This is a genomic window from Mycobacterium sp. (genome assembly GCF_049608025.1).
Taxonomy (GTDB): domain Bacteria; phylum Actinomycetota; class Actinomycetes; order Mycobacteriales; family Mycobacteriaceae; genus Mycobacterium.
Map to the genome: position 1 here is coordinate 51,648 of NZ_JBMYXC010000011.1, position 13,694 is coordinate 65,341.

Sequence of the window (13,694 nt, forward strand, 5' to 3'; positions counted from 1 at the left end):
GTCGTGTGATGGATCTGCGACCAGGTCTTCGCAGTTCAACAGGCTTGCACTAAGCCCTGAAAAGAATCTGGCCACGGATCCGGCTGATTGCGGGTCCGTGGCCTTCAGGCTCTCGTGGGCTCGAGCTAGATCGATCCCCGATTCACGGACGCGGCAGCGGTGCCGGCTGCGGCGCGGCGCTTGCGCGGCGCCGCGGTTGCGGCGGTAGCGGAGGCTGCGGCGGTTGCGGCGGCAAAGTCGGGAGCATGGAAGGTCCGCGACATGCTGGCAACGCGTATGCCGGTGAACGCATGGTTGCTCGTCATGATCGTGGCACCCTCCTTTCGTACACGGCCCTGGTCAGGGTTTTGCTCGCGTTTCTGTTTGATCTTGATCGAGGCTAGACGGTACCAGCCGAAACCCACAAGCAATTTTCTGACCTGCAGATTCAGGTGAAATACCTACATCAATCCTGGCGATGTCAATCCTGGCGAGCCTTCACCATGGCGAGCACATCGGGCCCGAACTGTTCGAGCTTGCGGGCGCCGATGCCCGGGATGGTGACCAGCGCGGCATCGTCGGTCGGCAGAGACTCCGCGATAGCGATCAAGGTGTTGTCGGTGAACACCACGTAGGCCGGCACGCTCATCTCCTTGGATATCCGCAATCGCCAGTCCTTGAGCTCAGCGAGGAGTTGGTCGTCGAGGTCTGATGGGCAGCTCTCGCACCGCCGCAGCACGATGGCCGCGGGCGAGGTGAGCGCGGAATTGCACACCCGGCAGCGCGGCGCGGGGCCGCGGGGCTTGCGCGCCCGACGGGGCCCGGCGTCACGCTGTGAATGTGGCGTGATGCCATTGAGGAATCGCGACGGACGCCGGCCCTGCCGTCCACCCGGCGTACGCGCCAGCGCCCAGCTGAGCGCCAAATGCATTCGCGCCCTGGTTACTCCGACGTAGAGCAGGCGCCTCTCCTCCTGCACCGGCTCGCCGTCGGGGCCATGGGACAACGCATGCGAGATCGGCAGCGTGCCGTCAGCGAGCCCGACCAGGAACACCGCATCCCACTCCAAACCCTTGGCAGCGTGCAGCGAGGCCAGCGTGACTCCCTGCACCACCGGTGGATGGCGAGCGTCAGCTCGCTGACGCAGCTCGCTGACCAGGCCACGAAGGTCGAGTTGCGGGCGCTGTGCCACTTCCTCGTCGACCAGTTCGGCCAGCGCGACCAGCGCCTCCCAGCGTTCCCGCGCGCGGGTGCCCGGCGGCGGCTCGGCGGTCAGCCCGAGGGGTTCCAGAGTCGCCCGGACCACGTCGGAGAGCGCCCCCTCGACCTCCCCCGTGTACCGTTCGGCAGCGCGCTGCAGGGCCACCAGCGACTGCCGAATCTCCTGTCGACTGAAGAACCCCTCACCGCCGCGAACCTGGAACGGCACGCCGGCCTCGGTGAGCGCCTCTTCGTAGACCTCCGACTGCGCGTTGATGCGGTAGAGCACCGCGACTTCTGCAGCGGCAGTGCCAGATTCGAGGAGCTTCTTGATTTTGCCCGCCACCGCCGCCGCCTCGGCGACCTCGTCGGAGTACTCGCTGAACGTGGGCTCGGGTCCGGGTGGACGCTGGCCCACCAAGTGCAGCCGACTACCCGCCATCCGACCTCGCGCATCGGCGATGACCCTGTTCGCCAGCGACACAACCTGCGGGGTGGAGCGATAGTCGCGCTCGAGTCGGACCACCGTCGCTTCGGGGAATCGCCTGGAGAAATCCAGCAGGTAGCGCGGCGAGGCACCGGTGAACGAGTAGATGGTCTGGTTGGCGTCGCCGACCACAGTGAGATCGTCGCGGTTGCCCAGCCAGGCGTCCAGCACCCGCTGTTGCAGCGGGGTGACGTCCTGGTATTCATCGACCACGAAGCAGCGGTAGCGGTCACGGAACTCCTGGGCCACCGCGGCGTCGTTCTCGATGGCAGCGGCGGTGTGCAGCAGTAGGTCGTCGAAGTCCAGGAGCATGAGATCGTTGCCGCGCGCTTTGAGCGCCTCGTAGCCGGCGTAGACCGCGGCGATCTTGGTCGCGTCGAACGGAATGTCACGCCCGGCCTCGGCGACCGTCGATGCGTAGTCCTCAGGACTGATCAAAGAGGCCTTGGCCCACTCGATTTCGCCGGCCAGGTCACGTACGCCATCAGTGCTGGTCGGTAGCCCGCCACGGTTGGCAGCTTGCGCGACGATGGAGAACTTGGTGTCGAGCAGCTGCCAATCGGTGGTTCCCACCACCCGTGGCCAGAAGTACGACAGCTGCCGGCGCGCGGCAGCGTGGAAAGTCATCGCCTGCACCGCGTCAGTGCCGGTACTCGCCTCCTCGCCGCTGAGCGCCCGCAACCTGCCGCGCATCTCCCCAGCCGCGCGTTGGGTGAACGTGACTGCGAGCACCTGAGCAGGGGCGACGTGGCCGGCGGTCACCAGATGGGCAATGCGACGGGTGATGGTACGGGTTTTGCCGGTGCCGGCGCCGGCGAGCACACAGACTGGTCCACGGCCCGCGAGCACGGCTTCGCGCTGCTCTTCGTCGAGGTCGCCCAGCAGCCGGTCGCGCGAGGCCGTTGGGGACGAGGACATGCCCACCATCATGTCAGCGCAGCCCGACAACCGCGGGGCGCGACGCGAGCATGGCGCGAGGCGGGCACGGCTTGAGCATGTTGGGCGATCAGCTACCTTGATTGCCTTATGGGCGCTGACGACACCGCTGCTGTGACCATGTACACCACAAACTGGTGTGGCTTCTGTTTCCGACTCAAAAAGGTCCTCGACAACGAAGGTATCGCCTTCGAAGAGGTCGACATAGAGCGCGACCCAGCCGCAGCCCAGTTCGTGGCGTCGGTCAACGGAGGCAATCAGACCGTGCCGACAGTGAGGTTCGCCGACGGATCGACGATGACGAATCCGAACGGAGCGCAGGTCAAAGCCAAACTCACCGGCTGAATCCGTCCCGCGAGTTCCGCGCCCGGTGGGTACTGCCGCTAATCCAGGGCCGCCCAGGATTCGATGATCTCCCGGGCGATTGAGATGGACCCCGGCAGCAGCAGCGGAGCCTGGCTGGTGGAACTCCAGTCGCCAAGCTCCAAAGCCTCCCGGATCTCGTTGCGGGTGAACCAACCCGCCTGCGCGATCTCGCCGTCGTTGAACGAGAACTCTTGCTCGGGGTCGCCGAGAGCGTGGAAGCCGACCATCAACGATCGTGGGAACGGCCACGGCTGACTACCCAGATACTCGACATCGGTCACCGTCAGGCCGACCTCCTCGGCGATCTCGCGGACCACACAGGATTCGAAGGACTCACCGGCTTCGACGAAGCCGGCAAGAATCGAGAACAGCCGCTCCGGCCAGAGCGTCTGGCGGGCCAGCACAGCGCGGTCATGGCCGTCGTGCACCAGACAGATCACCGCGGGGTCGATCCGGGGAAACTCTTCGCGACCGGTGGCCGGGTTGATTCGCGACCACCCGGCCTTCGCCAACGTGGTCGGCGCCCCGTCGCGGGGGCTGAACCGGGCGCTTTCATGCCAGTTCAACAGCGCGGTGGCGGTCGCCACCAGCTGTGCACTGACGTCATCGAAGCTCCGGCCGGTACGCCGAAGGTCGAGTATCTCGGTCGGCGCCGGCGGATCCTCCAGGGCTTCCAACTCAGCGCGGATTGCCCACGCGTGGCGGCCATCGTCGAGCCGGCCGAGGAACACGGCGTCGGGCGGCGGCGCATCGCCCACCTTGCCTGCCGGACCGAGCACCACGCTGCCCTCGGAAATCAGCACCTGGTTGCGCCCGTCCACCCGCAGCAATAGCGCATCCGACCATCCCGCCACGGCAGCGTCGACGTCGGTGCGCAGGGTATCGGCCCGGTCAGCTCCCACCCGTGAGAGCAGCGGAACGTTGCGCAGCCTGAAATCCGCGGAACTCATCGCTGCCCTCTGCTCTTCGCGCAAGCGCTCATCGCTGCCCTCTGCTCTTCGCGCAAGCGCTCATCGCTGCCCTCTGCTCTTCGCGCAAGCGCTCATCGCCAGCCCTTCGGTCACCGCTCTGCGTCCGTACTGCGGATGTACAGCAGCCTGTCGCCGGGCTCCAGCGAGTCGACCTCAGGTTCGTCGACGCGGACGAGCTTCTTGTCGCGCACGACGCCGAGGACGATATCGCTTTGGTGTCGAGGCGAACTTCCGGCCTCTTTGGGTGTCACCTCACGTTCGGCGATCGCGAAGCCTGCATCGGGAGTCAGCAGGTCTTCCATCATTTCGACGACGCTCGGTGTCTGCACCGCAATACCGAGCAGGCGGCCGGCGGTCTCCGAGGTGACCACAGTGGAGTCCGCACCCGACTGCAGGAGCAGATGCTGGTTCTCGGCCTCGCGCACCGCAGCGATGATCTTGGCGTTCGGTGCCAGTTCACGTGCTGTCAGCGTGACCAGGACGGCGGTGTCGTCACGGTTGGTGGCGACGATGATCGACTTGGCATGTTGGGCGCCGGCCAACCGCAACACCTCGGAGTCAGCGGCACTGCCGCGGACGGTGACCAGCCCGGCGCTCTTGGCTCGCTCGAGAGCGGCGAAGTCTTCGTCGACCACGACGATGTCGCCGGGCGCGACCTCGTCGCCGACCATCGCCGCAGCGGCGGTCCGGCCCTTGGTGCCGTAGCCGACGATGATGATGTGGTTACGCAATCTGCTCCTCCAGCGCTGGATTTGGTAGACCTGCCGCGACTGCGTGGTGAGGGTCTCGACGGTGGTACCGATCAACACCACCAGGAAAGCGACACGCAACGGGGTGATCACCAGGACGTTGATCAGTCGGGCCCCCGGCGTCACCGGCGTGATGTCGCCGTACCCGGTGGTCGACAGCGACACCGTCGCGTAATAAAGGCAGTCGAGGAACGACACATGCTCGTCGTAAGAGTCGCGATACCCGTCGCGATCGATGTAGACGATCAGCACTGCCGCGAACAGCGCGAGCAGGGCGTACACGACACGTCTGGTGATGCGACGCGCCGGGCTGACGAGCGTGGTGGGGATCTGCACTCGGTCGGTGAGCGCGTGAACCGGTAGATCAGTCAACGATTGATCAAACTGACCAATCCGTCGGCGCAGCCTGCCCTCACCCACGAGGGCCCCTCAAAGCGTGAGACTGCCGCACCCGCACAATGTAACCATGGCTTCCCCCGTGCCCGAACTACAGCAGACCAGCAAGTCCTCGCGCGGCACCAGAATGGGCGCATGGCTGATCGGGATGGGGGCCCTGCATTTCGCTGCTCCCAAGCCGTTCGACGCCATCGTCCCGGCTGAACTTCCGGGCAGCCAACGCTTCTACACCCTCGCCTCGGGAGTCGCCGAAGTCGCCGTCGGCGGTCTACTGGTGGTTCCCAAGACCCGTCGTGTCGGAGCGCTGGCCGCCGTTGCATTGTTCATCGGCGTATTCCCGGCCAACGTCAATATGGTCCGGCAATGGTCCAAGGAGCCCGCCAAGCCACTGCCCATGCGGGCAATCGCCGTGGCCCGGCTGCCAGTGCAGATTCCGATGATCATCCAGGCGCTGAAGGTCTACCGCGAGAGCTGAAGGATCAGCACGGAACGGACGGGGCCCGCCGCGAAGTCCGAACTCGAGTTCAGGCCGCCGGCATGTCCATCAACTGGGCGATTTCTTCGGCGTCGAGAAGCACGTCGGGCCTGACGGTGCGCCCCGAACGCACATAGTGGAAGGCCGCGCGCACCGAGGACACCGAACAGCCCTGCAGCCGGGCCCAGGCGATGCGATAGACCGCGAGTTGAATCGCGTTGCTTTGTAGGTTTTCCCGCGTCGACGGCGGTTCCCCGGTCTTCCAATCAACGACGGTAACCCCGCCGTCATCATCGGCAAACACCGCGTCGATGCGCCCTCGCACCACCCGCCCCGCGATGAACATCTCGAAGGGAACCTCCACGTCGAGCGGCGTTCGCGCTGCCCACTTGGACACCGCGAACGCGGCCTGCAACTGCTCGAGTTCTTCGCGAGCCGGCAGGTCGCCATCCACGGCCCCGGGCAGGTCGTCGAGGTCGAACAGCTTCTCGGCCTGAAAGTACCGCTGAACCCATTCGTGAAATGCGGTACCGAGTAACGCCTGTGAATCCGGACGACGGGGCAATCGCCGATGCAGCCGCTTCGCCACCGCACCGGGATCGCGGCCGAGTTCGACCAACGTGCTCGCCGAGAGCTGGATGGGCAGCGGCGGGGTGGGCCGGTGTGCGGCTCGTTCCCGTTCGGCCAGCAGCGCATCGACGTCGGCGGCCCAGCCGTGTATGTCTGGCGGCGCGGCACCCTGTCGGCCTGCCGACATCGCCCGCGCCACCGATTCGGCGCCTCGGTCGGTATCCTCGCGGCGACCCGCCAATGGATCGATCGGCCACATCGCCTCGACGGCCCGATTGCGTACCGGATTCAGCTCACCGTCAGGAGGAGCATCGGCCCACACATCGACGGCCCCGCAGGGTGTTCCGGCGGCGGCCGAAGCATCGATGATGTCCCTGAGTTCGCAGAGGAACGTCGACGGCCCGCGAGGCTTCGACTCGGTGGCGCCCCAGTGGTGGCCCGACACCAGCAACGTGCGCTCGGCACGGGTGATCGCCACGTAGAGGAGCCGGCGCTCTTCATCGGTGCGCCGCTGATCCAGGCTGCGCTTGTGCTCAGAGATGCAGTCCGACAGCGCTTTGCGGTCGTGGACGGCGGAGGTGTCGAGCACCGGGACACCGTGTTCGGACACAGTCGCGCAGTCTCCGCGAAGCAGCGGGGGCAGGTCGGCCGCGTCCGTCAACCAGGTGCGCTGAGACGCGGTCGAGGGGAACACCCGCCCGCTGAGGTGCGGCACAGCGACGATCTGCCACTCGAGCCCCTTGGCCGCGTGCACCGTCAGGATCTGCACCCGGCCGGCAGTCACCGTCACCTCTGCCGGCGCCAGACCATTCTCGACCTGTTCGGCTGCGCCGAGGAACGACAGCAGCGCAGACACCGTAGCGCCGGGCCGAACGGAAAAGTCGGCGACCACGTCACCGAATGCATCCAGATGTTCAGTACCCGACCACCCCGCCGAGACCGGGCGGGCCGCCCTGGCTTCGATATCTACTCTCAGCAGGCGGCGCACCTCGGCGACCAGATCGGGCAGCGGGCTCTGAAGCTGGGCACGCAGCGCTGTCAATTCGCGTCCCAGCGCCACGATCCGAGCGTGCCCGGCAGCTGAGTAGGCGGCGACAGTGCCGGCATCGCAGATCGCGTCGGCCAGGCACGCCGCGTCAGCGTCGGTGGCGACCTGCGCGACGACCTGGTCAGTCCCGCCGCCGTCCACCGTCGGAGCGACCCCATTGATCTGGACGGCGCGCCGCCACAAGGCGGCGATGTCGCGAGCCCCCAGCCGCCAGCGAGGACCCGTGAGCACCCGCATCGCGGCCGCCCCGGCACTCGGGTCGGCGGCCAGCCGCAGCATCGCGACTACGTCAGCGACTTCAGGAACCGACAGCAGCCCCGCCAGTCCGACCACCTCGACGGGGACCCCGCGCTGGGTGAGCGCTTCGGCTACCGGCGCAGCGTCGGCGTTGCGGCGCACCAGAACCGCTGCCGTCGGCGCTTCGCCGGAGGCGGCGACGCCCTCGTGGTAGAGCTTGGCGACCTTGTCGGCCACCCATTCGCGTTCGGCCACCACGTCGGACAAGAGCGCGCACTGCACGTTTCCGCGTCCGGCGTCGGGCCGAGGCTTCAGCGACCGCACCGCCACCGAACGGTGCCGCGCATCCGTGGACACCGCATTGGCCAGGTGCAGGACCTCGGGCGGGTTGCGCCAGCTGGTGCGCAATTCCAGGCTTGGCGCCGGTGAGCCATCTGAGCGGGGGAAGTCGGTGGTGAACCGCGGGAGGTTGGTCGCCGACGCACCCCGCCACCCGTAGATCGACTGGATAGGGTCACCGACGGCGGTGAGTGCAAGTCCGTCGTCGACTCCCCCACCGAACAGCGACGACAACGCGACCCGCTGCGCGTGACCGGTGTCTTGGTATTCATCGAGAAGCACGACTCGGTAGCGCTGCCGCAGCTGTGCACCGACTTGCGGGAACTGGGACGCAAGCCGCGCTGCAGATGCCATTTGCATGCCGAAGTCGATGACTCGTTCCTCGCGCATGCGCTGGTGCAGCGCATCGATCAGTGGGACCAGCGCGGTGCGTTCGGTCTGGGTGGCGAGCATCCGCATCAGCCACTGGCTGGGTCCACCGTCACGCTGATACCGGCCGGCGGGCAGCGTGTGGACGAGATCCTCGAGCTCCAGGTGGGTGTTGCGCAGTTGCTTGGTGTCGACCAGATGTTCGGAAAGCTGCCCGGCCAGCCTGAGCACCATCGCGGTAATCGAGGCAGGCGATTTCTCGGTGTTCAGTGCCTCGGGATATTCGCACACGACGCGAAAGGCCAGCTGCCACAACTCCGTCTCCCCGAGCAGCCGGGTATCGGGCTCGACCGGTAGCAGCAGACCGTAGTCGCGCAGCAGGGTGCCCGCGAAGGCGTGGTAGGTACCGATCGTGACCGGCTCGTCGCCCACGTCGGTGCTGCCAGCGCCCGGGGGCAGCAGTCCCGTGCCGGCGAGGCGGGCCAGTCGGGTGCGCACCCGGCGCAGCAACTGGCCCGCGGCCTTGCGGGTGAATGTCAGCCCCAGCACTTCGCCGGGATGCGCGTATCCGTTGGCGACCAGCCACACCACCCTGGCTGCCATCGTCTCGGTTTTGCCGGCACCGGCGCCGGCGATCACCACCAACGGGCCCGGGGGCGCCGCGATCACCGCAGCTTGCTCGTCGGTCGGTACGAAAAGCCCCAGCGCACTTGCTAGTTCGGCAGGGCTGTAGCGTGGGTTCATCGTGGGCCTCCCCCGGTTTCGTGGGCCGGACACAGGGCCCGGACCGGGCAGTGCGAGCAGCCGTCGTTGATCCGCGCCAGGAACTGCGGACCCTGGGTGGCCGCGGCGGCCCGATGCACCAGCGCCTGCCACTCGGCCTGACCCTCGGGGGTCAGCGCGGACTGATTCCGCTCGGCCGCGCCGCCGCCAGTGGTCTTGCCGACATAGACCAGACGGCCTCCGCCGGGCTCGTCCCCCCCGGCGAGCAGGCCCTCGGCGACGGCCAGCTGGTACATCGCCAACTGGGCATGGCTCTGAGCATCGTCCTTGCTGACTGGACTCTTGCCCGTCTTGACGTCGACGACGACGAGCCGTCCTTCGCTGTCCCGCTCAAGGCGGTCGAGGCGGCCACGAACGCGGATCGCGGGGCGCTGCCCCTCAGCTCGGGTCACGTGCCCCTCGACGTCGACTTCGGTACCGAGCTCGGTGAGTTCATGGCGAGTGCCGGCGCGCCAGCGCAGAAACGTGGACAGCATGTCCAGGTGCCGGGACAGCTCGTTGGCCGCATGCCACTGCGCGTCGAAAGGGATCTGACTCCATACTTTTTCGAGCTCGCTGCGCATCTGGGACTCGGTCTTTCCGGGCTCGGAAACCAGGGCGTGTACCAACGACCCGAGGGCCGACCGCACATCGCGGGCCGGGGAACCGCCGTGCCGTTCGAGTAACCAGCGCAACGGGCAATCCGAGAGGGTCTGCAACGTCGACGGCGACAGCGTCACCACGTGGCCGTCACCGTCATCACCGCCGCCACCATCACCGCCGCCGCCGTCTGGGCCACCCCAGAGCGGTTCAGCGCAGGAGAGGTCCCGCATGCCGTACCAGGATGCAGGGTCGGCGCCGGGTACTCCCGCCTCGGCCAGGCGCGCTAACTGTACTGCTGCGTAGTCTCTTTCCAGATCGTCGATGGAGGCCTGCGGCGAGCAGACCACCGACCGCAGTCGTCCCACGAGTGCTGCCTGGGCCAGCACCCGGGGGGATCGGATCGGTGCGGCGTCTCCGGCGGCGGACTCTGTTGCCAACGCGCCGAGTTCACGACAGAAGGAGGACGGCAGCATCGCGTCGTCGCCGGCACTGTCCACGGCAGTGACCAACAGCCGGCGGCGGGCCCGGCCCATGGCGGTGATCAGCAGCCGACGCTCCTCGGCGACCAGGGGCGCTCGGCTCGAGAGTCCTCGTTGGCCAGGGTCTGCTACACCGTTGATCACGTCGACCAGTTCCTGAGTGGCCAGCACCCCGCCCCGCGGGGACACGTTGGGCCACAGCCCTTCCTGCATCCCGGCGATCACGACGAAATCCCACTCTCCGCTCAACGCCGAGTGCGCGCTGAGCACAGCAACCGCGTCGGACTGCGGTCGGTCATCGCGGCGGACCGGGGGCAGCGCCAGGGCGGCGATGTGGTCGATCAGCCCCCGCAGTGAGGCTCCCGTCGTCCGGTCGACGTATTGCTCGGCGACGTCGAACATCTCGGTGACGGAATCGAGATCGCGGTCGGCCTGGGCGCCCGCCGGCCCGCCGCGTTCACTGGCATTCAGCCAGCGTCGCTCCAGGCCCGAGCGGTTCCACGCCTGCCACAACGTGTGCCGCGGGTCACCGCCGTGCTCGGCACTGCGCCGCGCGGCCGCCAGCACCCCACCAACCCGTCGCAGCGCACGGGCCTGTTCCATCGAGACCGAGGGGGATCCGCGCTGCAAGGCATCGACGAGCAGGTCACCGAAGCCTGCCGCAGACTCCTGCGCGTCGCGGCGCAACACTCGCCGCAGCCGACGCAGCGACACCGGGTCCACGCGACCTATCGGGCCCGTCAACAACGCTAGTGCCCGCTCCCCGTCGAGGCTGCCCTCCGTTGCCTCCAGCACGGTGAGCAGCGCCCGCACCGCGGGCTGATCCACCAACGCCGAGTCGCCCTGAGCGACGTCCACGGGCACCCCGGCAGCTTTCAGCGCGCGACCGAGCGCCGCTCCCATCCGGGGCACCGACCGTACGATCACCGCCATCTGCGTCCACGGCACACCGTCCACGAGGTGCGCGCGTCGTAGCCCATCGGCGATCAGGGCCGCCTCGGCGTGCGACGACGCTGCGATCCGCACTGCCAACCCTGTCGTGACGGCCCCGGACGCATCGGTGCCGGTGAACTCCGGCACCGGGTCGCGGCCGGGCAGCCGGCGCGCGACCGCACCGATGGCGTCGGCCAGCGGAGCTGCGCAACGGTGCGATTCAGTAAGTGTCAGTACCGGGCCGTCCCCGCGGAGTAACGCAGGCTCGGCCCCCCGGTAACCAAACACGGTTTGGCGTGGATCTCCGGCCAGCACGGTGAACTCCGCTCCCGCCGCCAGTACCTGAATGAGCCGGGCGGCCTGCGGGTCGAGGTGTTGAGCGTCGTCGACCAGGAGCAGCCTGACCCGTGCACGTTCGGCGGCCAGCAGGTCGGCGTCCATGGAGAAGGCCTCAAGCGCGGCCCCGACGAGTTCTGCGGCCCCCAGCGCGGGAACGGTGGCCAGTGGAGCAGCGGTACCCACCGCTGAGCGCAGCAGCATGATCTGCTCGTAGGCCTGGGCGAATCGGCCCGCTGCCTGCCACTCGGCCCGGCCGGAAACCCGACCGATACGTTGCAGCGCAGCGGGATCGATTCCGCGCTCGCTGCAGCGCGCCAGCAGATCGCGCAGTTCAGTCGCGAAACCGACGGTGCTGAGCGCGGGTCGCAGCCGCGCCGGCCAGCCGACGGGGCAACCATCACCGTCCTCGATGTTGCCGACCAGCAGCTCGGCGATGATGCCGTCCTGTTCGGCGCTGGTGATCAACCGCGGAGGTGGGCTCCCGTTGCGCTGCGCAGCCAGCCGCAGGACCGCGAACGCATAGGAATGCACCGTGCGCACCAGCGGCTCTTTCACCACGGTGCGATCACCGGAGCTCAGCAGGGTGGCCGTGATCGCCGCCTTGGCCTGTGCACCGAGGCGCGCCGAACCTGTCAGCAATAGAACCGATTCCGGATCGCATCCCGCTGACATGTGCGCAGCGGCGGTGTCGACGAGCAGGGTGCTCTTGCCGGTACCGGCGCCACCCAGCACGCGAACCGTGCCGCGCATCTCACGTCGGCCGAGCGCGGCCGCGGTGAGCTCAGTGTGGGGCGCAGACATGTGGGCATGAGATCACGAGGGTCCGACACCGGCCCTCCGATAGCCCCCAGAGGACCCCTGACCCAGACGGCTGGCAGCATCGTCAGGTGTGTTGCACACGCACCGATTCGGTCCCCCTGGGCCGGCCCAGGTCCTGGCGATACATGGACTCACCGGACACGGCAGGCGCTGGGAGACGGTGTTCAGCCAGCACCTGCCTGACACCGTGGTGGTTGCGCCCGATCTGTTCGGCCATGGTCGGTCGTCATGGGACGCGCCGTGGACGATCGAGGCCAATGCGGCAGCCCTCGCGGAGTTGGTGGAGACCGAGGCCGCCGATCCGCTCGTGATTGTCGGTCATTCGTTCGGTGGCGCGGTCGCCCTGAGCCTGGCGGCCACCCGGCCCGATCTGATCGCGGGCCTGGTGCTGCTGGACCCGGCGGTGGGCCTGGACGGACGGTGGGTGCGCGACATCGCCGACGGCATGTTCGCCTCACCTGACTACACCGATCGCCAGGAGGCGTGGGCCGAGAAGGCAAACGGGTCGTGGGGGGACGTAGCCGCCGACGAACTGGATCGCGAACTCGACCAACACCTGGTCGCCCTGCCGACCGGCCGTGTCGGTTGGCGAATCAGCATTCCGGCGATGCTGTCCTATTGGAGTGAGCTCACCCGCCCCATCGCGCTTCCCCGCCCGGATACGCCGACCACGCTGGTGCGTGCGATGCGCACCAGCCCGCCGTACGTCACCGACGATCTGATCATCACACTCGACACCGTTTTGGGCGCGAATTTCGCTCTGCTGGAATGGGATTGCGATCACATGGTGCCGCTGGCCAAGCCGGCTGAGACCGCCGCTGTGATCAGCGGCCGGCTGGTGTGACTGTGGCGGCGATCACCGAGGAGCAGGTGGAGACGGTGCGCGCACTCGTCGCTTCCGTACCGTCGGGGATGGTCGCCACCTACGGCGACATTGCCTCCGCAGCAGGGCTTTCCAGCGCCCGAATCGTCGGCTGGATCATGCGTACCGACGCATCGGACCTGCCCTGGCACCGGGTGATCACCGCTTCCGGAAAGCCCGCCCCACACCTGGCGACGCGGCAGTTGGCCCTGCTGCGGACTGAGGGCGTCCTCGCGAACGAGGGTCGGGTGCCGTTGCGGGAGTACCGCCACACGCTGTGAGCGCCGAACGTGGGTTCAGCGCCCCAACTTCACCGCCACAACTTCACCGCCACAACGCAGCGCACAACCACCCTGGGCGCACGCCGAAAACCACGCTTCAGAGAACGAGGCGGACCAATGCGGCGGCACGCGCCAAACCCGGGAACGCCGCAGCCGTCGACTCTGGGTGCAAAGCATGCACCGCCAACCGGAACATCAAGGCGCGCAGCAACATCTGCGGCCACTCCGGCAGCGGAATCCACCGCTCGATGAGAGCGTCATCAGCCTCTCCCCAGGACAGCGCGTCGACTACCACAACACCTGCCGCCCAGGCCGACGGTCGCCAGTACGGCGTGATGTCGGTGATACCGGGCGCCGCGGTGCCGGCGAAAAGCACTGTGCCATAGAGATCCCCGTGCACCAGCTGACTCGGGCTCTTCGTAGGACGGCGCAACCCCGCGAGCTGATTGATCAACTCGACGGACTTCTGCCCATCCGCACTTCCCGGTGGCCGC

The 13,694-nt window shown here is 67.7% G+C and carries 10 protein-coding genes and 1 pseudogene; 4 read left to right on the plus strand and 7 right to left on the minus strand.

The genetic code is table 11. The features are described 5' to 3' along the window. Positions 1-125: 125 nt before the first annotated feature. Positions 126-305, minus strand: coding sequence for a hypothetical protein (locus ACPGXI_RS06070; RefSeq protein ID WP_526650845.1), 180 nt, complete (start codon positions 303-305; stop codon positions 126-128). Between the two features lie 155 nt (positions 306-460). Continuing rightward, positions 461-2,584, minus strand: coding sequence for a UvrD-helicase domain-containing protein (locus ACPGXI_RS06075; protein ID WP_526650847.1), 2,124 nt, complete (start codon positions 2,582-2,584; stop codon positions 461-463). A 108-nt stretch (positions 2,585-2,692) separates the two neighbouring features. Here ACPGXI_RS06075 and ACPGXI_RS06080 point away from each other — a divergent pair, with 108 nt between their 5' ends. Further along, positions 2,693-2,947, plus strand: coding sequence for a mycoredoxin (locus ACPGXI_RS06080; RefSeq protein WP_526650849.1), 255 nt, complete (start codon positions 2,693-2,695; stop codon positions 2,945-2,947). 38 nt (positions 2,948-2,985) lie between these two features. Here the strand turns inward: ACPGXI_RS06080 and nudC are convergent, their stop codons facing one another. Continuing rightward, positions 2,986-3,918 carry an NAD(+) diphosphatase gene (gene nudC / locus ACPGXI_RS06085; protein WP_526650851.1) on the minus strand — a complete coding sequence of 311 codons (933 nt, stop codon included), beginning with the start codon at positions 3,916-3,918 and terminating at the stop codon, positions 2,986-2,988. Between the two features lie 110 nt (positions 3,919-4,028). Continuing rightward, positions 4,029-5,108 carry a potassium channel family protein gene (locus ACPGXI_RS06090; RefSeq protein ID WP_526650853.1) on the minus strand — a complete coding sequence of 360 codons (1,080 nt, stop codon included), beginning with the start codon at positions 5,106-5,108 and terminating at the stop codon, positions 4,029-4,031. A gap of 46 nt (positions 5,109-5,154) precedes the next feature. Between ACPGXI_RS06090 and ACPGXI_RS06095 the strand changes: the two genes are divergently transcribed. Further along, a complete protein-coding gene (locus tag ACPGXI_RS06095) occupies positions 5,155-5,559 on the plus strand; it encodes a DoxX-related protein (protein WP_526650855.1) in 405 nt (134 codons plus the stop codon). Between the two features lie 49 nt (positions 5,560-5,608). On the opposite strand, the gene ACPGXI_RS06100 is transcribed toward ACPGXI_RS06095, so the two are convergent. Both ACPGXI_RS06100 and ACPGXI_RS06105 read right to left on the minus strand, forming a co-directional pair. Beyond that, positions 5,609-8,866 carry an ATP-dependent helicase gene (locus tag ACPGXI_RS06100; protein WP_526650857.1) on the minus strand — a complete coding sequence of 1,086 codons (3,258 nt, stop codon included), beginning with the start codon at positions 8,864-8,866 and terminating at the stop codon, positions 5,609-5,611. Continuing rightward, positions 8,863-12,039, minus strand: coding sequence for an ATP-dependent helicase (locus ACPGXI_RS06105; protein WP_526650859.1), 3,177 nt, complete (start codon positions 12,037-12,039; stop codon positions 8,863-8,865). The genes ACPGXI_RS06100 and ACPGXI_RS06105 overlap by 4 nt, the downstream gene beginning before the upstream one ends. An 88-nt stretch (positions 12,040-12,127) precedes the next feature. Here ACPGXI_RS06105 and ACPGXI_RS06110 point away from each other — a divergent pair, with 88 nt between their 5' ends. Both ACPGXI_RS06110 and ACPGXI_RS06115 read left to right on the plus strand, forming a co-directional pair. Next, positions 12,128-12,901 (plus strand): alpha/beta fold hydrolase, encoded by a 774-nt coding sequence (locus tag ACPGXI_RS06110; RefSeq protein ID WP_526650861.1) that lies wholly within the window; start codon positions 12,128-12,130, stop codon positions 12,899-12,901. Positions 12,902-12,903: 2 nt separating this feature from the next. After that, the gene (locus ACPGXI_RS06115) at positions 12,904-13,200 is read left to right on the plus strand and encodes an MGMT family protein (protein WP_526650863.1); all 297 of its coding nucleotides are present in this window, start codon (positions 12,904-12,906) and stop codon (positions 13,198-13,200) included. A 97-nt stretch (positions 13,201-13,297) separates the two neighbouring features. Here the strand turns inward: ACPGXI_RS06115 and ACPGXI_RS06120 are convergent. Continuing rightward, positions 13,298-13,694 (minus strand): annotated as a pseudogene (locus ACPGXI_RS06120) (TIGR02569 family protein); the annotation flags it as partial.